This window comes from Halanaerobium saccharolyticum, assembly GCF_003259895.1.
GTDB lineage: Bacteria > Bacillota > Halanaerobiia > Halanaerobiales > Halanaerobiaceae > Halanaerobium > Halanaerobium saccharolyticum_A.
Map to the genome: position 1 here is coordinate 128,000 of NZ_QLME01000002.1, position 18,795 is coordinate 146,794.

Genomic DNA, 18,795 nt, shown 5'->3' on the forward strand with positions numbered 1-18,795 from the left:
AGATGGAAAAAAAAGAAATGCTCTATGAGGGAAAGGCCAAGCAGATTTTTAGTACAGATCAGGATGATCAGGTAATTGTGCACTTTAAAGATGATGCAACTGCCTTTGACGGTCAAAAAAAAGGTCAGATTGCAGAAAAGGGTAAGATTAATAATAAAATCAGCAATTTCTTTTTTAAGCTTTTAGAAGCAAAGGGTATCAAAACTCATTTAATAGAGGAATTGAATGAGCGTGATTCTCTTGTTAAAAAAGTAGAGATAATACCGCTGGAAGTTGTAATGCGCAATGTTGCAGCCGGCAGTCTGGCCAAAAGAGTTGGGATGGAAGAAGGGACTCCGCTTGAGCAGCCGGTTATTGAATTTTACTATAAAGATGATGAACTGGGAGACCCTCTAATCAATGTTTCTCATATTGAGCTTTTAGGACTGGCCGGCCGCGAAGAGCTGGAAAGACTGATTGCACTCGGTCATAAAATTAATGATATTTTAGTTAAATTTCTAAAAGAGCGGAATGTAGACCTTGTTGACTTTAAACTGGAGTTTGGAAAAACAGCAGAGGGAGAAATTATCCTTGCTGATGAAATTACTCCTGATACCTGCCGCTTCTGGGATAGTGAATCTAAAGAAAAACTGGATAAGGACCGTTTCCGCCGTGATCTTGGTGATGTTGAAGAAGCTTATCATGAAATGTATAAGCGGATTACCGGCCAGGACTGGAAATAAGCTAATCAGCTAATAATTAATAAGGATTCTATTTTATTAAAACAGAATATATCTCTTTCCATAGTAATTTTAAAATGAATCTAAAATTCTAATTTCGCCTTAAATTGGACTACCTTCCCGATCACAGCCTCCTGCTGTGCGGTCAGTTCAGGACTTCGTGTCCTTCAGTCCAATTTAATACTCATTATCATCAAGATTCATTATTTAAAATTCCTGGTCTTTCGATATACTCTGTTTAGAATAAAATAGATTTCATTTAATAATATTTATACCTGATTAGCTTATTCCATCCTGTCCGGATGGGTTAGAAGGATAACTATCACAAGAATTAAGTTGAATTAGAATAAAACTATAGAGTCGTTAAATATATATTTCTTTAAAAAATAAATATAAGCATAACTTTATAGAAGCTTATTTCCAGCCTGGCGGTAGTTGGATCAGGGAGCAAAATTGATTTTAAATTATTTTTTAGTATTAAAGGGAGGAAAATTAATGAGAGAAAGCTGTAATTTCTCTAAAGAAGCAAATAAAGTTCAGCCGGGTTCAAATGAGGTAGAGTTAACTCAGGCTGAGCTAAATGAAGATAAAATGAGCGAAGAATGTGGAGTTTTTGGCATTTTTAATGCTGATGGTGAAAGCAGTGCGGCAGAACTAACCTATCTGGGGCTGATTGCCCTGCAGCATAGAGGCCAGGAAAGCGCAGGTATTTGTGCCAATTATCAGGGAGAATTCAATCTGCATAAGAGTATGGGGCTGGTAGAGAGTGCTTTTGAAAAAGAAGATATTCGGAATTTAAAAGGTGAGATGGCAATCGGCCATGTCCGTTATTCTACCAGTGGTTCCAGCAAGCTTGCCAATGCCCAGCCAATTTTAATCAACAGTATGAAAGGTGATCTGGCTCTGGCCCATAATGGTAATCTGGCCAATGGAGCAGAACTCAGAAACAATTTAGAAAGCAATGGTTCGATTTTTCATTCTACTTTAGATACTGAGGTTATTGCTCACCTGGTAGCCCGATCCTTTGAAGATGATATTGTAGAAGCTTTAATCCAGAGCCTACATCAGTTAAAAGGTGGATTTTCGCTGGTGGCAATGACCAAAGATGAGCTGGTTGCTATTCGGGATCCTCGCGGTTTTAGACCACTTTCGATTGGGAAATTGGATAACAGCTACATTGTGGCCTCAGAAAGCTGTGCATTTGATATTATTGGAGCTGAATTTGTGCGGGATGTTAACCCTGGTGAGGTTGTTGTAATTGATGAAGATGGAATTAACAGCAGGCGCTATACAGGTGAAAATGAGACCAGTCTCTGTGTTTTTGAATATATATATTTTGCCCGTCCTGACAGTAATATTTCCGGCCAGAATGTACTGCTGGCCCGCAAAGAAATGGGGAAACAGCTGGCCCGGGAGATGGATGTTGAAGCTGATATTGTGGTGCCTGTACCTGATTCGGGAATTGCAGCAGCCTTAGGTTTTGCCGAAGAATCTGGAATCCCCTATGCTCAGGGTATTTTAAGGAACCGATATATGGGGAGGACTTTTATTCAGCCGACTCAGGAGATTAGAGATTTAAAAGTCAGATTAAAACTATCACCAATTAAAGAAATTATTAAAGATAAAAAAGTGATTTTAATAGATGATTCAATTGTCAGAGGGACAACCAGCAAGCAGATTATTGGGCGGATCAAAGAAGCGGGAGCCAAAGAAGTGCATATGGCTATTTCTTCACCACCTGTTGAACATCCCTGCTATTTTGGACTTGATACCTCACGCCGTCAGGAACTTATTGCCAGCAGTAATTCTGTAGAGGAAATAAGTGAACGCATCGGAGCTGACAGCCTTCATTACTTGAGCAAGCAGGGGATGCTCCAATCAATTAAGACTGAAGTGGAGCTCGGATTCTGTACAGCCTGTTTTGATGGAGATTATCCGATAGACAGCCGCTACTTAAGTGAGGAGGAATAACTGTGGGACTAGATTACAAAAAAGCCGGAGTCGATATTGATGCCGGCAATCAGGCAGTTGAACTGATTAAAAATGATGTGCAGTCTACTTTTGGTCCGGAAGTAATGACCGGACTGGGTGGTTTTGGTGGTCTTTTTAAGCCTGACTTAAGCAATTATCAGAATCCGGTTTTAGTTTCAGGTACAGATGGAGTTGGAACAAAACTCAAACTTGCCTTTAAACTGGATCTTCACAATACAATTGGCATTGATTTAGTTGCCATGTCAGTAAATGATATATTAGCTCAGGGAGCACAACCCTTGTTTTTTCTTGACTATCTGGCAGCTGGAAAACTGGAGCCGGAAAAAACAGCGGAGATTGTAAAAGGAATCGCTGCCGGCTGTAAACAGGCTGGAGCAGCTTTAATTGGTGGAGAGACTGCAGAAATGGCAGGTTTTTATCAGCCGGGAGAATATGATCTGGCGGGTTTTGCAGTTGGTATTGTGGATCAGGATCAAATTATCACCGGAGCTGAGATTAAAGAAGGCGACTTAGTTATTGGACTTAAATCAGATGGTCTGCACAGCAATGGTTTTACCCTGGCTCGAGCAGCACTTTTTGATAAAGCAGGTTTTGACTACACTGCAGAAGTTAAAGGGCTGGAAAAGAATCTAGGAGAAGAACTGCTCCGCCCAACCAAAATTTATGTAAAAACTGTGCTGTCTCTGCTTGAAAAATATGAAATCAAAGGAATTGCCCATATCACCGGTGGTGGTTTAATAGAAAACTTACCTCGCATTCTGCCAGAAGGTTTAAAAGCTGAAATCAAAAAAGACAGCTGGCAGCCACAGCAAATCTTTGAGCTGATTCAGGAAGCAGGAGAGATTGCAGAAAAAGAAATGTACAGAACCTTTAATATGGGAATCGGAATGACCTTAGTCATAGATAAAGCTGATAAAGATGAAATACTTAAAGAACTTGAGAAAATGGGAGAAAAAGCCTGCCTGATTGGTGAAATAAAAGCAGGAGCTGCAGACACATCTCTCGAAATAAAATAAAGAAGGTGTAAAAATGCTTAAAATAGCTGTTTTTGCCTCAGGCAGAGGCTCAAATTTTCAATCTATTATTGACAATATAAAAAGTGGAGCCATTCCGGCAGTAATAAAACTTTTAATCAGTGATACTCAGGATGCTGGTGCTTTAAAAAGAGCAGAACACGAAGATATAGAGCACCTGTTTATTAATCCAGATCATTTTGAAACAAAAGCTGATTACGAAGAAGAACTGATTGGACTTCTAAAAAATGCCGGAGTTGAACTTGTAGTTCTGGCAGGGTATATGCGGATCTTATCACCACTTTTTGTGCAAGAATTTAAAAATCAGATTATCAATATTCATCCTTCACTCTTACCTGCTTTTAAAGGCTTAGATGCTCAAAAACAGGCTGTAGATTATGGGGTTAAATACAGCGGCTGCACCGTTCATTTTGTGGATCAAGGTATGGATACCGGTCCAATTATCAAACAGGCAGTGGTGGAAGTTAAAGCAGATGACACCGCTGATGATCTGGCAGCCAGAATTTTAAAAAAAGAACATAAAATTTATCCTGAGGCAGTCAAACTAATTGCAGAAGGTAGAATTAAGATTGAAGGACGGAAAGTTAAAATTCTAAAGGAGGAAAAATAACTTTGTCTAAAATTAAAAGAGCATTAATCAGTGTTTCAAATAAGGAAGGTATTGTAGATTTTGCAGAGAGTTTAAAAGAATTTGGAGTAGAAATAATTTCAACTGGTGGTACAGGTCGAATGCTGAAAGAAAATGATATCGAGGTCACGGAGATTGATCAGGTAACTAATTTTCCAGAAATGATGGATGGCCGGGTTAAGACTCTGCATCCTGCAGTTCACGGCGGAATTTTAGCAGTTAGAGATAATGAGCAGCATTTAGAAGAAATTGCAGCTCAGGATATTGAGCCAATTGATCTTGTAGTCTGCAACTTATATCCCTTTGCCGAAACAATTGCCAGAGATGATGTAACTCTAGCAGAAGCAATAGAAAATATTGATATCGGGGGACCGACAATGATTCGTTCTGCTGCCAAAAACAACAATGATGTGGCAGTTGTCGTTGATCCGGCTGATTATGACGAGCTTCTAGCTGAAATGAAGGTTGGTAATGGCGGCTTAACTAAAACTCAGAAGCTAAAGCTTGCCTATAAGGCCTTCCACCATACTGCAGAGTATGATCAGAGAATACAGAAGTACTTAGGAGAAATTGTGCTGGCTGATGAGGAGAAAAAAGAACTGCCTGAGACATTACTTGACCGCTATGATAAAAGAGAAGATCTCCGCTATGGAGAAAATCCGCATCAAAAGGCAGCTTTTTACTTAGAGGCTGAACAGAATGAACCATCTATTTCTACTGCCGAACAGCTGCACGGTAAGGGAATGTCTTATAATAACATCAATGATACAGATGGAGCTTTAGAGCTGGTTAAAGAATTTGAAGCTAAACCGACAGCAGCAGTAATCAAACATGCCAATCCCTGTGGAATTGCGACTGCAGATAATTTGAAAGAGGCTTTTGTTAATGCTCATGCAGGTGATCCCTTATCTGCCTTTGGCTCAATTGTGGCAGCCAATAGAAAAATTGATGCAGCCACAGCTAAAGAAATTGCAGATCAGGATAAATTTATTGAGGTGGTAATTGCTCCGGATTATGAGGCTGAAGCTTTAGAAATCTTAAAAGAACGTTCTGATAAAATGCGTATTCTAAAAACCGGAGAGCTTTCTATTAATCGGGAAAAGCCAGGTTACAGCATGAAAAAGGTAACAGGTGGACTTTTAGTACAGGACAGAGATTTAGCTCAAACTACTGCTGAAGATCTGGAAGTAGTAACCGAAAAAGCTCCAACTGAAGAGCAGATTGAAGATTTACTATTTTCCTGGAAGGTAGTAAAACATGTTAAATCAAATGCGATTGTAATGGCTAAAGATGAGATGGTAGTTGGTGTTGGTGCCGGGCAGATGAGTCGAGTTGATTCGATGATTATTGCCGGACGTAAAGCTGAAGGCCGTCAGGAAGGCGGAGTTGTGGCCTCAGATGCATTTTTTCCTTTCCCGGATGCTGTAGAAAAGGCAGCAGAGCTGGGCATTAAAGCAATTATTCAGCCCGGTGGTTCAATCCGTGATGATCAGGTTATAGAAGCCTGTAATGAACTCGGAATTGCAATGGTCTTTACCGGTAAGAGACACTTTAGACATTAAAAAAATTCAGTCTGACTGGATTAATATAGATTTCCCTAATCATTCTCCATTCCTGATTAATGGACCCTACTCAGCCATTAATAAGGATGGGGAATTTTTATTTTAAAAATGAAAAAAACCGCCTCGGGAAAAAGGCGGTTAAAACAAGGAGAAAAGTATCTATTACTTTTATCTATGCTTAAAGCTGTCCTCTGCAACAGCTTCAAAAAGGGGATAACAAATCTCTATCTCTTTGCTACAATTATATAATATCAGTGGATTATTAAAAAAACTTTAAATAAAGATTAGAAAAAGATTAAAAAGAAAAATTAAATTTGACTAATTATAGACTGCAGTCAATTGGGAAATATAACTTCAAATAACACCGGAACTATCAGTAACAATTACTAATTACTAACATAACAGGGATCATAGCTATATTTTTTTGCAAATAATCTTGACAACAACGATAGGTTTAGTTATAATTAAAATCGTCTGAAGTTGAGAATCATTTTCAAACAAAATAAGATCAAGGAGGAATTAAGGTGAAAAAATTAATTATAGCAACAATTTTAATTAGCATTTTTATTGGTCTGGGGACAGCTGCAGTAGCAGCAGAAGAAGTAAACTTATATACAAATCGTCATTATGATACTGATGAGGAGATTTTGAATCGTTTTACAGAAGAAACAGGAATTGAGGTTAATGTGCTTAAGGGTGATTCTGATCAGTTAATCGAAAGAATTGCCAGAGAAGGGGAAAATTCTCCCGCTGATGTTTTAATTACTGCCGATGCAGGTAGGTTACATAGAGCAAAGGAAAGAGATATCCTGCAGTCAGTTAGTACTGAAACACTTAATCAAAATGTACCAGCAAATTTAAGAGATGAAGATAATTACTGGTATGGCTTAACAATGAGAGGTAGAGTCATAGTTTATTCTAAAGATCGAGTTGATCCAGAAAATTTAGCAGGTTATGGAGATTTAACTTCAGATAAATGGGAGGATAAAATTGTAGTAAGATCTTCCGAAAATATTTATAATCAGTCACTTTTAGCTTCTTTAGTTTCAATTCATGGAGAAGAGTGGGCTGAAGAATGGGCAGCCGGTGTTGTTGACAATATGGCCCGTAAGCCTCAGGGTAATGACCGAGCTCAGGCAACAGCTGTTGCAGCAGGTGAGGGTGATCTGGCAATTATGAACACCTATTATTTAGGTAAAATGATTAATTCTGATAATCCGGCTGAAGTTGAAGTAGCAGAAAATGTTGGAATCCATTTCCCTGATGGTGAAAATGGGACCCATATTAATGTAAGTGGAGCCGGTGTTGTCAAAAATGCTCCCAATAAGGAAAATGCTGTTAAGCTCTTAGAATATCTAAGTTCAGCTTCAGCACAGAAATTCTTTGCTTCTGCAAATTACGAATATCCGGTTAATCCAGAAGTAGAGGCCTCTGAACTTCTGCAGTCCTGGGGAGATTTTGAAACACAGAATATTAATCTGACAGAACTTGGAATCCACAATGAGACAGCGGTAAGAATCTTTAACCGTGTTGGCTGGCAGTAAAACAAAGACTGGCGATTTTAACTTTCAATTTATAATTGATTTCTAAAAAGTGATTTTATTAATGAGGTTGGTGTAAAAATGCAGCTATTAAAAACGCTAAAAAAAGCTTCTCCAGGCTGGTTTCTGCTGACAGCCGGGATAATAATTCTGCTTTTAATTCCAAATTTAAATATTATTATTAATTTATTTGGAGAAGCAGGTGAGAACTGGGAGCATGTAAGAGATTATCTGCTTATTAACTACTTTCAAAACTCTCTGATATTAGTACTTGCTACCGGCCTGCTGACTGCTTTTTTGGGAGCAGGTTTAGCCTGGATAATAGCTGCTTATAATTTTCCGGGACGTGATTTTTTAAGCTGGGGGTTAATTTTGCCTCTGGCCATCCCACCCTATATAGGCGCCTATGTTTACCAGGGAATGTTTAGTTATACCGGACCTTTGCAGACATTTTTGAGGAATAATTTTCAGCTGCAGCTTTCACAGCAGTATTTTGATTTCATGAACATCAGAGGTGCCATCTTTATCTATACAATTTTTCTTTTTCCCTATGTTTTTTTAATGACTAAAGCCTTTTTATCCAGACAGTCAGCTTCTTTACTGGAAAGTTCAAGGCTGCTGGGGAAAAGTGACAGCACTATCTTTTTTAAGATCATTTTACCTCTTTCCCGCGGAGCAGTAGTTGCCGGCAGCAGTCTGGTGATGATGGAGGTTTTAAATGATTATGGTGTTGTAAAATATTTTGGGATCAGTACCTTTACCACAGCAATTTTTAAAAGCTGGTTTGGAATGGGAGATTTACCAACATCAGTGAGGCTGGCAGTAATGGCCATGCTGGTGATTTTTGTAGTTTTATTTATAGAAAAACTGCTGCGGGGAGGTAGAAAGTACAGCTATTCTACTTCTAACATTAGACCGGTGAGCAGAAGAAAACTGGAGGGCGGCAGAAAAATCATGGCTCAAATTTTCACCTATGGAGTTTTCTTTTTCGGGTTTTTACTTCCCACGGCTCAACTTTTATACTGGAGTTTTTTAAGCAGGGGTGGAGGGTTAATGGAAACTCTGCATTTTGCTTTCACTTCCTTTTTAACCGGAGGAGGGGCAGCGGTTCTAATTTTGACAGGTGCAGTGATAATTGCAACAACAGCCCGGATGAGTTCCAATTTTGTCTCCAATCTTTTAGCACGGATTACCATTCTTGGCTATTCTATTCCTGGGGCTGTAATTGCAGTTGGAGTTTTGCTTTTTATGCTGCAGCTTGATGGTGTCTTATCTTTTCTGCAGATGGGATTTGGAATAGAAGCAAACGTTGTTTTAAGCAGTACCTTAGTTATGTTAATTTTTGCCTATGCAGTGCGTTTTATGGGAATTGCTTTTAATTCGGTTAACAGCGGTTATGAAAAAATTGGTGAAAGTTATTTTGAAGCTTCCAGAACTCTGGGTAAAGGAGTTACAGAAACATTTTTTAAGATTGATCTGCCGATGCTGAAACCGGCCTTGATGAGTGGTTTTTTACTTGTTTTTATAGAGATAATGAAAGAACTACCGCTGACCATGATTTTAAGACCCTTTAACTTTGATACTCTGGCGACAAAAGCTTTTGAATATGCTTCTGATGAGATGATTTATAGAGCAGCCGATCTATCTCTGGTTCTAATTTTCTTTTCAACAGCTGCTATCTATTTAATTACTCATCACCGAAGGAGGAAAAAATAATGCAGTTAGAAATTAAAAATTTAACTTTTGCCTATAATAAAAAAGAAGGTAATATAGTTGATAATTTCAACCTGAAAGTAAAAAAGGGAGAGGTTGTAGCTTTAGTTGGCGCCAGCGGCAGTGGTAAAAGTACGGTTCTGCGTTTAACTGCTGGTCTGGAAATACCTGACAGCGGAGAAATTTCAATTGCAGGTCAGACTGTGGCTGGAGATCATAAATTTAGAGCAGCAGAAAAAAGAGAAGTGGGAATGGTTTTTCAGGATTATGCACTTTTTCCCCATTTAAGTGTGGAAAAAAATATTGTTTTTGGAATTGATCATTTAAGTAAAGATAAGAGGAAGTCTCGGGTCAAGGAGCTTTTAAAACTGGTAAATTTAGAGGGTTTTGAAAAACGCTATCCCCATCAATTATCAGGTGGACAGCAGCAGCGGATTGCTCTGGCCAGAACTTTAGCTCCGGGACCAGAACTGCTGCTCTTAGATGAACCATTTAGCAATCTGGATGCTGAGTTAAAGGACAAGATTAGACGAGAATTAAATGAAATCATAAAAAAAGTCGGAGTCACAACTATTTTAGTTTCTCATGATAGAGAAGACGCAGAATTTATGCAGGCCAGAGAGATTTTGATGAATTAATAGAATAAAGAGTTGTGCCTTATTAATAATGATTATTGATTACTATTATAACAGGCTTGATTAACAATTTTTTTAAAAAATATCTTGACAAAAACAAGATAGTTATATATAATTTTAATTGAAGTTGAGAACCATTTTCATTTAAATATTGAAATAAATTATTTTTTTATATTATTTTTAGGTTAACCTAAAAGTTGGGGGAATTACTTTGGAAGCTAAAATTACTCTGTCAGAATCAATGGAGGATTATCTGGAAGCTATCTTTAATTTAATCAAGGAGAATGGCTCGGCCCGGGTAACAGATATCGCAAATTCACTGGGAATTGCAGCTTCTTCTGTTAATCAGGGCTTAAAAAAACTAAATGAGCAGGGGCTAATTAAACAGCAGAAGTATGGTCCGATCAAATTAACTCAAAGTGGTGTTCAGGCGGCCGAAAAAGTCAACTGTAAACATCAGATTTTATATCTTTTTTTACACAAGACTCTCGGTGTTGAGCCGGAGACTGCTGACCAGGATGCCTGCAGTATTGAACATGTCTTAAGTCAGCAAAGTTTCGAAAAAATGGTTGATTATCTAATCGAAAATAATTATATAGAAGAGCAAAATTGTGCTTTTAAATTTATGGAGAACGAGGAGGAAGAAAAAATGGCAGCTAAAGAATTTATGTTAGATAGTATGAGTGTTGGGTCGAAAGCTGAAGTACTAAAAATTGAGTCTAAGGGTCGTCTAAAAAGAAAATTGATGGATATGGGTTTAAATAGAGGTGCCAGGGTTGAAGTTAAAGGAAAAGCACCAATGGGAGATCCAATCGAAATTAAAGTTAGAGGTTATAGTTTGAGTTTACGCCAGGATGAAGCGGCAGAGATTCTGGTAAAGGAGGTTTAAAATTGATGCCTTTAGCAATGTTAAGACAGGGAGAGACAGCATGTATTAAAGAAATTGTCGGTGGAAGAACAGCCAGAGGAAAACTAACCGATATGGGATTTGTAAGCGGGAAAACAGTTAAGATTCACAGAAGTTCTGGTGGACCATTAATTGTTGGACTGGGTGATAATAGAATTGCACTAGGTAGAGGAATGGCACATAAAGTAATAGTAGATAACAAAGGGTGTGAAAATTAATGGCTTTAAATAAAAGGGAAAGAAAAAATACAGAGCTTAAAGTTGCATTGGCGGGGAATCCAAACTCTGGTAAAACAACGATGTTCAATGAATTGACAGGTTCCAGACAGCATGTCGGAAACTGGCCTGGAGTAACAGTAGAAAAGAAAACAGGTCGTGCATTTTATCAGGATTATTCACTGGAAGTAATTGATCTTCCCGGTACATATTCTCTGGGAGCATATTCGGAAGATGAAGTTGTAGCCCGGGATTTTCTGACAGCTGGTGATTATGATGTAGTCTTAAATATTATCAACTCTGCTAACCTGGATCGGAATCTCTATTTTACAGTTCAGTTATTAGAAATGGGAGTAGACTTAATTGCAGTTTTAAATATGGCTGATGAGGCTGAGAAAAAAGGAATTAAAATTGATAAAAATAAATTAAGTCAGCTGCTGGGAACACCTGTAGTAGAAACTGTAGCCAGCCGGGGTAGAGGAATTGATAATCTTTTAGAACAGACTGTTCAAAATAGAGATTTATCAGAAGCTTCCTTAAAAATTAATTACGGCAGTGACATTGAAGATTTGATTAGTGAAGTAGTAGAAATGCTTAAGCAGTATGACTTTTCTCAGCAGATCAATCAGCGCTGGGCAGCAGTCAAGTTAATTGAGCATGACCCCGAAGCTGTAAAATTACTGGAAAGAGAAGTTGGAGCCTCAAAGGCTAAAAAGATTAAGAGTTTAATTGCAGAGAGAGAACTTAAGGCTGAAGATGATTTTGATAATGTTATTATTGATAAAAAATATGAATTTATAAATAAAGTTATAGCCGAAAGTGTTCAGAGACCGACAGCAGACGAAGAACCCGAAAATGTTTCTGACAAAATTGATGCAGTTGTGACTAATAAATATCTTGGTATTCCAATTTTTATGGCAGTTATGTGGGCAATTTTTAAATTTACTTTTACTCTTGGTGATCCGCTGATTGGTTATATCGAAACCTTCTTTGAAATAGCCGGCGGCTGGATTGGAACACAGCTTTTAGAAATAGGAGTTTCGCCCTTGATCTCTTCCTTTATAACTGACGGAATTATTGGTGGTGTAGGTTCGGTACTGGTCTTTATACCAAATATCTTTTTGCTATTCCTGGCAATCGGTGTTTTAGAAGACAGTGGTTATATGTCCAGAGCCGCTTATGTAATGGATAAGGTAATGAGCAAGTTAGGACTGCACGGTAAGTCATTTATTCCTATGATTGTTGGTTTTGGCTGTAATGTTCCGGGAGTTATGGCGACCAGAACTTTAGACAGTAAGCGAGACCGCATTATTTCAATCTTAATTAATCCACTGATGTCCTGTTCTGCAAGATTACCAGTTTATGTTGTCTTTGCCGGTGCCTTATTTTCCAGCCATGCAAGTACTGTAGTTTTCTCACTTTATCTAATGGGGATTGTGATGGCAGTAATTATGGCCGGTATTTTCAACAAAATATTATTTAAAGGTGAGCGTTCTCACTTTGTAATGGAACTGCCTCCCTATCGTTTCCCGACTTTAAAAGGTGTAATTATTCATATGTGGGAAAAAGTAGGAGCCTTCCTCAAAAAAGCGGGAACAATTATTTTCTCAGTTGTTGTTTTAATCTGGGTTTTAGCTAATCTGCCTTTAGGGGTAGAATATGCATCTGCAGAAAGCTTTATCGGTCAGTTTGGTCAGCTGGTAGCTCCAATTTTTGCTCCATTAGGATTTGGCAGCTGGCAGGCAGCAGCCTCACTGGTCTTTGGTATTCTGGCAAAGGAAGTAGTTGTTGGAACTTTAGGAGTTGTTTATGCAGCAGGAGAAGGTGGATTAAGAACTGCTTTACTGGCCAATTTTACTCCTCTGGCAGCTTATTCCTTCCTGACAATGGTACTTTTATATACACCGTGTATTGCAACTCTGGGAGCGATTAAATCTGAAACTCAGAGCTGGAAGTGGACTTTAATCACAGCTTCATACCTTTTTGTCTTAGCCTGGATAACAGCCTTTGTTATTTATCAGGGTGGTATGCTGCTCGGAATTGGTGTTTAATTTAGAACTGAATTTAAGCTGGATAGCTTAAGGAGGTTATTATGGAATATTTATTCTTAGGGTTTTTAGGACTGGGAAGTCTTTATTATATAGGAAAAAAAGTTTATGGTGGAATTAAGGGTACAGACAGTCCCTGTGCTGGCTGTAGTGATAGCGGCTGCCCGGTATCTGGTGGAAAAGAATATGATTTTGATGAGATTATAAAAGATGATTAATATATAAAACATATAGGTACCAGGTACAAATAGGCCTATTTGTACCTGGTACCTATAAATAAAAAGAGAAAGGAAGTTATCAATGATAATCCAATTAAGTGTTTTATTTTTAATGACAGTAATTTTAGCTGCAGGAACTTCTCTCAGACGATTTGCAGTAGAGGGACATGGATGCAAAGAGTGTGGCTGTGGCAGTGATAACTGCTGTGGAGAAGAGAAAAAAGAAGAATAAATATATTTTTTATTTTTGATTGATAATGAGAATTGTTTTCATTTAATAATAAGGAGGAGAGTAGAATGTCTTTAATGATAGTTGGAGCAGATAATTTAGGATCGATTAGAGATAATGTCAGAGATTTAGGCTTTGAAGAGGTTACCCACCTTAGTGGAAGAAAAAAAGCTAAGTTTCGAAATTTTGAAATCCCGGCTGATACAGACTTTGTGCTGGTGATGACCGATTACATAAATCACGCAGTAATGCGAAAAGTTAAAAATGCAGCCAAAGAGAGTGGGGTCAGCGTTATTTATGCCCGCCGCAGCTGGTCTGCTATTTATAAAAAGCTGGAAAGAAGAGCAATTTGTGTATAAAATAGTGCAGATATATTCTAATGAAAATACAGTTGTAAATTTATAAAACTAAATCAGAAAGGAAGATTATAATGAGTAAAATTGGAGTCTTTTATGGTAGTACTACAGGAGATACTGAGGAATTGGTTATGAGTCTGGCAGCAGAATTTAAAGATTATGATATTGATATTTATAATGTTAATTCAGCTGCTAAAGAAGATCTTGAAAGTTATGATAATTTGATTTTTGCTTCTTCAACCTGGGGTTTTGGTGAACTTCAGGATGACTGGGCAGATTTTGTAGATGTAGTTAAAGAGGTAGACTTAAGTAGTAAAAAAGTTGCCTTTATTGGTACGGGAGATCAGGATATGTATCCGGATACCTTTATAGATGCTATTGGAATCATTTATGAAGCAGTAAAAGATAGTGGTGCAGAATTTGTGGGTCAATATCCTGTTGAGAGTTATGACTTTAACGACTCAAGAGCAGTAGTAGATGGGAAATTAATAGGTTTAGCAATAGATAACACAAATCAGGAAGAATTAACTGCTGAAAGACTTAGTGAGTGGAGTTCGGATTTATTCTAACTTTATTATTTTGGTGATCAGAACTGTGTCGATGTAATTAAGGAAATTGATAAAAATAATCTAAAAGACTATACAGATGAGGAAGCTTTTATGCTGGGAATAATGCTTGGTTATGATAGATTAAAATAGTGTGAACGTTACTTAAAAAGAAAAGATGAGAAAAGTGAAATAAAAACCGGATTCCTGGTTAAGATTAGAGGGAATCCGGTTTTATTATCTAATAAATATTTTTTATTTTACTGAACAGAATTCAATTCCAACATTTTCCAAGTACCCGGTACCAGTTATACCAGTTATATTTACACTGCCTGTTCCTGAACCATAACTTCTTCCTCAAAGTGAGTGCTGTTAATCTTGGCAATATAGATTCCCATAGTTATAACTGCGATAATAATTCCTGCAGTTACTGAGAAGGTATAAGGTAATTGGAAACCTTCTGGTGCATAAAGGATATAAGTAGAAGAAACACCGGTCATAAAGAAGGCTGGAATTGAAGCAATCCAGTGATTTTTACCGTGTTTGGCAAGCCAGACTGCACCGGCCCATAAAACAACCATGGCCACTGTCTGATTTGACCAGGCAAAATAGCGCCATAAAGCATCAAAGTTAATCTGAGATAGGGCTCCACCAACAATAAAAATTGGAACAGCCAGCATTAGTCTATTTTTAATTGATTTCTGCTCTAAACCGAAGATATCAGATAAAGTTAAACGCACACTTCTAAAAGCAGTATCTCCGGAAGTGATTGGAGCCGCAATTACACCTAACATTGCCAGAACTCCACCAACTGCTCCCATCATTGTACCTGTAATCTCGTGGACGACACCCGCCGGTCCACCAAGTGAGCTCAGTGCACCATTTAAACCGCCAGTTCCCTGGAAGAATGTCATAGCTGCAGCTGCCCAGATTAAAGCAACAATACCTTCAGCTACCATTGCACCATAGAAAATTTTACGTCCTTCTTTTTCATTGGTTGTACAGCGGGCCATAATAGGTGACTGGGTTGAGTGGAAACCACTGATTGCACCACAGGCGATTGTTACAAATAATAAAGGCCACATTGGTAATTCACCGGGGTGCAGATTGTTTAAAGCAATATTTGGAATATTGTAATCTCCAAAAATCAATCCTCCACCAACACCTAAGGCCATAATTAAAAGTGCTCCGCCAAAGATTGGATATAATTTACCGATTATTTGATCGACTGGTAAGAAAGTAGCAATAAAATAGTAGCCCAGAATAATAATTAACCAGATATTAACTCCCATAAAGCCTGGTGTCAAGTTAGCCAGCAGCATAGCAGGGCCAGTCATAAAAACAGTACCCACTAAAACTAAAAGCACAATACTAAATACTCTCATAATCTGTCTGATGGTTCCACCAAGATTTTCTCCGATAATCTCAGAGATAGAAGCTCCTCCAGAGCGGATAGAAAGCATTCCGGAAAGATAATCGTGGACACCACCGGCAAAAATTGTACCAAGAACTATCCAGAGAAAAGCACTTGGTCCCCATAAAGCACCGGCGATTGCACCAAAAATAGGTCCTAAACCGGCAATGTTCAAAAACTGGATTAAAAATGCTTTTTTCCAGTCCATTGCTATGTAGTCCACCCCGTCTTCCATCGAAATTGCAGGAGTTTCCCGTTCAAACTCTGAATCAAAAATTTTGTCCACAATTTTTCCATAAGTAAAATAACCAATAATTAATACAGCTAAAGAAATAAGAAAAGATGTCATTAAATATAACCCCCTAATAAATTTTTATTACAATTTAATTATACATGTATTCAGAGGTTATCAAAGGATTTTTAACTGAATTGTAAAAATATTATACTCAATTGCATTATTTGAGATTTAAGAGTTTATTTATCTGGTCAACCCTTAAACGACTGACCGGAATTTTATGTTCCGAAAAATCTTCCATTAACACCTGATATTTACCTTTAAACCAGGGGATAACTGCTTTAATATGTCTCAAATTAACAATATAGCTTTTATGAATCCGAAAAAATTGTTCGGGCAGCATCTTTTCTAATTCCTTAAGCTGAAACTGAGTCATATAAGATTTTTTGTGGCAGTGAGCCCAGACCTTCTTTTCTTTTGTGGAAAAATAGTAAATATCCTCAAAATTGAGCATCAGATAATAATCTTTTTCCATCACTGCAATTTTATTTAGGCATTCTTTTTGCTTTGAACTATTGAGATTTGCAAATAAATTTTCCAGCTGCTGATTAAAATCAGGGCTCTTTTTGATTTCTTTTTTTGCCCGTTCTAAACTTTCTTCCAGGCGCTGGTCACTGATTGGTTTTAATAAATAATCAACAGCAGAAAGCCGAAAAGCCTCTACAGCATATTCATCATAGGCGGTAGTGAAAATAATATAGGGAGCAGTTTTTTGCTGTTTTAAAATCCGGGCTATTTCGATTCCGCTTTTACCCGGGATCTGAATATCTAAAAAAAGCAAGTCAATTTTATTTTTCTGTAAAAATTCAAACGCCTTTTTGCCATCTGCTATTTCGTAAAGAACTTCAAAGTCGGGATCTTCTTCAATTAGAAATTTCAATTCATCTCTGGCCAATTTTTCATCTTCGACAATCATTGTTTTGATCATCAGTTTGCTTTTCTCCTTTCAAAAAGAAACTCGGAGGGAATGCTGATTATATTTTGAGTACCCTTACCGGCAGCAGATTTAATTTTGAAGTCTGCATTACTGCCGTAAACAGAATGTAATCTCTCTTTTATATTATTGATTCCTATGCGATCATTATTTCCATTTTCAATCTCAGCAATTTTTGCTTCAGTTATTCCCGGCCCATTATCTTCAATACTGATCTGGAGCTGATCACCTGTTTTTTGAGCACTGACAATAATCTGGCCTCCTTTTTCCTGAGGGTAAATTCCATGTTTAATAGAATTTTCAACTAAAGGTTGAATAATAAATGGTGGAATAATAGTATCTTTTAATTCAGTTGGGATTTTCCATTTAACCTGCAGTCTTTTGTCCAGTCTTGCTTTTTCAATACTTAAATAATCCTGACAGAATTCAATTTCTTCCCCTAAAGTTATTTGATAAACATTTCTTTTTAGAGTTCGGCGGAAGATTCCTGCCAGTTTTATCAGCAGTTCCCGGGCCTGCCCGGGCTGAGTTCTGCAGGAAGCAGCAATTGCATTAAGTGAGTTGAAAAGAAAATGTGGATTAACCTGAGCCTGGAGAGCTTTTAATTCAGCTTCACTCTTAAGTTCAGCCTGTTTTGATAATTTGGCCAGCTTAATTTGAGTTGCCAGCAGGTTGGAAATTCCTTCTGCAAGTTTAATATCCAGCACAGTTATTTTTTGATTACAGCGATATAATTTGAGCAGTCCATAAACACTATTTTCAATTTTCAAAGGAGTAATTACAGCATCAGTTAACTGACATCCTTGATGATTACAGTTAATTTCCTTTTTATTATCAATCAGGATAGATTTTTTTTCCTCGATGGCTCGGCGGCTGGCTTCAGTTTTGATTTCTTCACCAGCAAGATGATGATCTTCTCCGGTACCGGTAAAAGCAAGAACCGTTTCTTTATTAGTTATGGAAACAGAATCAACCTGACTTTCCTTTTTGATCATCTTAATAATCTCTGCAGCAGCTTCCTGGTCAAGCCCATCTTGTAATAGCGGTAAGGAGCGGTCAGCTATAGAAAGTACTTTTTCTGCCTGTAAAGCTCTAATTTTTTGATTATCTTCCTTAACTTTATTCAAAATGCTGATAAAAATTGCTATCCCCAGACTGTTGCTTAAAATCATTGGGATGGCAATGATTTTAACTAATTCTACTGCCTGTGCCAGAGGGCGGCTGAAAAGAACCACGATGATCATTTCCACAGTTAAGGCAAAAACTCCAATTAAAAATCCATTTTTAAAATCCATCTCATTATTGCGGTACTTTTTATAAAAAAGCCCCCCAATTAGTCCACTGCTTGTTGTACCTATGGCACAGGCTAAAGCTGTAAAACCACCCAGAGAAAAACGGTGGAGACCTGCAATCAAACCAGCTGTAAGTCCGACAAGCGGGCCACCTAAAATTCCTCCCATCAGTGCACCGATAGCTCTAATATTGGCATAGGCATCCATAATAAAAATTCCCAGAAATGTTCCCAGAATTGATAAGATTGCAAAAAAGATAGTTAAAAATATTTTTTCATATCTATTAAAATTATCAGCAAAAATGTGCTTTACACTACTGAGACGACTTAAAATATATGCAAAAGTTACTATCACACTCATACTTTTAAAAAGGGTAAATAATAATTCGAAAATTCTACTGTTATACATAATCCTCTCCTTTAAAAGTCATAATCTACTCCTAAATTAATAATACTACAATAGATTTGTTTAATCAAATTTGGTGCCTGGCACTAGAAAACGATTTAAGTACCTGGTAC

The 18,795-nt window shown here is 37.5% G+C and carries 18 protein-coding genes and 1 pseudogene; 16 read left to right on the forward strand and 3 right to left on the reverse strand.

Going from position 1 to position 18,795, the window contains the following annotated elements:
* The first annotated feature begins 2 nt into the window (after window positions 1-2).
* The 16 genes and pseudogenes from purC to C7958_RS02290 form a co-directional block, all read left to right on the forward strand.
* A complete protein-coding gene (gene purC / locus C7958_RS02225; RefSeq protein WP_111571041.1) occupies window positions 3-722 on the forward strand; it encodes a phosphoribosylaminoimidazolesuccinocarboxamide synthase in 720 nt (239 codons plus the stop codon).
* A 492-nt stretch (window positions 723-1,214) separates the two neighbouring features.
* The gene (gene purF / locus C7958_RS02230; RefSeq protein WP_111571042.1) at window positions 1,215-2,690 is read left to right on the forward strand and encodes an amidophosphoribosyltransferase; all 1,476 of its coding nucleotides are present in this window, start codon (window positions 1,215-1,217) and stop codon (window positions 2,688-2,690) included.
* Window positions 2,691-2,692: 2 nt separating this feature from the next.
* Window positions 2,693-3,727: a phosphoribosylformylglycinamidine cyclo-ligase gene (gene purM / locus C7958_RS02235; RefSeq protein ID WP_111571043.1), complete on the forward strand. Its 1,035-nt coding sequence runs from the start codon at window positions 2,693-2,695 to the stop codon at window positions 3,725-3,727.
* Between the two features lie 13 nt (window positions 3,728-3,740).
* On the forward strand, window positions 3,741-4,355 hold the full coding sequence (gene purN / locus C7958_RS02240; RefSeq protein ID WP_111571044.1) for a phosphoribosylglycinamide formyltransferase: 615 nt from the start codon (window positions 3,741-3,743) through the stop codon (window positions 4,353-4,355).
* 2 nt (window positions 4,356-4,357) lie between these two features.
* Window positions 4,358-5,935 (forward strand): bifunctional phosphoribosylaminoimidazolecarboxamide formyltransferase/IMP cyclohydrolase, encoded by a 1,578-nt coding sequence (gene purH, locus C7958_RS02245; protein ID WP_111571045.1) that lies wholly within the window; start codon window positions 4,358-4,360, stop codon window positions 5,933-5,935.
* Window positions 5,936-6,459: 524 nt separating this feature from the next.
* On the forward strand, window positions 6,460-7,479 hold the full coding sequence (locus C7958_RS02250; protein ID WP_111571046.1) for a Fe(3+) ABC transporter substrate-binding protein: 1,020 nt from the start codon (window positions 6,460-6,462) through the stop codon (window positions 7,477-7,479).
* A 78-nt stretch (window positions 7,480-7,557) separates the two neighbouring features.
* Window positions 7,558-9,192 carry an ABC transporter permease gene (locus C7958_RS02255; protein WP_111571047.1) on the forward strand — a complete coding sequence of 545 codons (1,635 nt, stop codon included), beginning with the start codon at window positions 7,558-7,560 and terminating at the stop codon, window positions 9,190-9,192.
* The gene (locus C7958_RS02260) at window positions 9,192-9,827 is read left to right on the forward strand and encodes an ABC transporter ATP-binding protein (RefSeq protein WP_181453803.1); all 636 of its coding nucleotides are present in this window, start codon (window positions 9,192-9,194) and stop codon (window positions 9,825-9,827) included. The genes C7958_RS02255 and C7958_RS02260 overlap by 1 nt, the downstream gene beginning before the upstream one ends.
* Window positions 9,828-10,035: 208 nt before the next feature.
* Window positions 10,036-10,713, forward strand: a complete 678-nt coding sequence (locus tag C7958_RS02265) for a metal-dependent transcriptional regulator (RefSeq protein ID WP_111571049.1) — start codon at window positions 10,036-10,038, stop codon at window positions 10,711-10,713.
* Window positions 10,714-10,718: 5 nt separating this feature from the next.
* Window positions 10,719-10,949 (forward strand): FeoA family protein, encoded by a 231-nt coding sequence (locus C7958_RS02270; protein WP_111571177.1) that lies wholly within the window; start codon window positions 10,719-10,721, stop codon window positions 10,947-10,949.
* Window positions 10,949-12,997: a ferrous iron transport protein B gene (feoB, locus tag C7958_RS02275; RefSeq protein WP_111571050.1), complete on the forward strand. Its 2,049-nt coding sequence runs from the start codon at window positions 10,949-10,951 to the stop codon at window positions 12,995-12,997. Before C7958_RS02270 ends, feoB begins: the two co-directional genes overlap by 1 nt.
* A gap of 41 nt (window positions 12,998-13,038) precedes the next feature.
* A complete protein-coding gene (locus C7958_RS15570) occupies window positions 13,039-13,212 on the forward strand; it encodes a hypothetical protein (RefSeq protein WP_166668440.1) in 174 nt (57 codons plus the stop codon).
* A gap of 82 nt (window positions 13,213-13,294) precedes the next feature.
* Window positions 13,295-13,444, forward strand: a complete 150-nt coding sequence (locus C7958_RS15575) for a hypothetical protein (RefSeq protein ID WP_166668441.1) — start codon at window positions 13,295-13,297, stop codon at window positions 13,442-13,444.
* Between the two features lie 65 nt (window positions 13,445-13,509).
* Window positions 13,510-13,800 carry a DUF2325 domain-containing protein gene (locus C7958_RS02280; RefSeq protein ID WP_111571051.1) on the forward strand — a complete coding sequence of 97 codons (291 nt, stop codon included), beginning with the start codon at window positions 13,510-13,512 and terminating at the stop codon, window positions 13,798-13,800.
* 71 nt (window positions 13,801-13,871) lie between these two features.
* Window positions 13,872-14,366, forward strand: a complete 495-nt coding sequence (locus C7958_RS02285; protein ID WP_111571052.1) for a flavodoxin — start codon at window positions 13,872-13,874, stop codon at window positions 14,364-14,366.
* 18 nt (window positions 14,367-14,384) lie between these two features.
* Window positions 14,385-14,495, forward strand: a pseudogene (locus C7958_RS02290) (DUF2023 family protein); the annotation flags it as partial.
* Between the two features lie 170 nt (window positions 14,496-14,665).
* Here C7958_RS02290 and C7958_RS02295 read toward each other — a convergent pair.
* From C7958_RS02295 to C7958_RS02305, 3 genes are all read right to left on the reverse strand, one after another.
* On the reverse strand, window positions 14,666-16,105 hold the full coding sequence (locus tag C7958_RS02295) for a carbon starvation CstA family protein (protein ID WP_111571053.1): 1,440 nt from the start codon (window positions 16,103-16,105) through the stop codon (window positions 14,666-14,668).
* A 106-nt stretch (window positions 16,106-16,211) separates the two neighbouring features.
* The gene (locus C7958_RS02300; protein WP_111571054.1) at window positions 16,212-16,979 is read right to left on the reverse strand and encodes a LytR/AlgR family response regulator transcription factor; all 768 of its coding nucleotides are present in this window, start codon (window positions 16,977-16,979) and stop codon (window positions 16,212-16,214) included.
* Window positions 16,979-18,685: a LytS/YhcK type 5TM receptor domain-containing protein gene (locus C7958_RS02305; protein WP_111571055.1), complete on the reverse strand. Its 1,707-nt coding sequence runs from the start codon at window positions 18,683-18,685 to the stop codon at window positions 16,979-16,981. Before C7958_RS02305 ends, C7958_RS02300 begins: the two co-directional genes overlap by 1 nt.
* Window positions 18,686-18,795 lie beyond the last annotated feature (110 nt).

Excerpts from the sequence above, each read along its gene's own strand:
- purC (WP_111571041.1), top strand. The coding sequence starts at position 3 with ATGGAAAAAAAAGAAATGCTCTATGAGGGAAAGGCCAAGCAGATTTTT.
- purF (WP_111571042.1), top strand. The coding sequence starts at position 1,215 with ATGAGAGAAAGCTGTAATTTCTCTAAAGAAGCAAATAAAGTTCAGCCG.
- purN (WP_111571044.1), top strand. The coding sequence starts at position 3,741 with ATGCTTAAAATAGCTGTTTTTGCCTCAGGCAGAGGCTCAAATTTTCAA.
- C7958_RS02255 (WP_111571047.1), top strand. The coding sequence starts at position 7,558 with ATGCAGCTATTAAAAACGCTAAAAAAAGCTTCTCCAGGCTGGTTTCTG.
- C7958_RS02260 (WP_181453803.1), top strand. The coding sequence starts at position 9,192 with ATGCAGTTAGAAATTAAAAATTTAACTTTTGCCTATAATAAAAAAGAA.
- C7958_RS02270 (WP_111571177.1), top strand. The coding sequence starts at position 10,719 with ATGCCTTTAGCAATGTTAAGACAGGGAGAGACAGCATGTATTAAAGAA.
- feoB (WP_111571050.1), top strand. The coding sequence starts at position 10,949 with ATGGCTTTAAATAAAAGGGAAAGAAAAAATACAGAGCTTAAAGTTGCA.
- C7958_RS15570 (WP_166668440.1), top strand. The coding sequence starts at position 13,039 with ATGGAATATTTATTCTTAGGGTTTTTAGGACTGGGAAGTCTTTATTAT.
- C7958_RS15575 (WP_166668441.1), top strand. The coding sequence starts at position 13,295 with ATGATAATCCAATTAAGTGTTTTATTTTTAATGACAGTAATTTTAGCT.
- C7958_RS02280 (WP_111571051.1), top strand. The coding sequence starts at position 13,510 with ATGTCTTTAATGATAGTTGGAGCAGATAATTTAGGATCGATTAGAGAT.
- C7958_RS02285 (WP_111571052.1), top strand. The coding sequence starts at position 13,872 with ATGAGTAAAATTGGAGTCTTTTATGGTAGTACTACAGGAGATACTGAG.
- C7958_RS02295 (WP_111571053.1), bottom strand. The coding sequence starts at position 16,105 with ATGACATCTTTTCTTATTTCTTTAGCTGTATTAATTATTGGTTATTTT.
- C7958_RS02300 (WP_111571054.1), bottom strand. The coding sequence starts at position 16,979 with ATGATCAAAACAATGATTGTCGAAGATGAAAAATTGGCCAGAGATGAA.
- C7958_RS02305 (WP_111571055.1), bottom strand. The coding sequence starts at position 18,685 with ATGTATAACAGTAGAATTTTCGAATTATTATTTACCCTTTTTAAAAGT.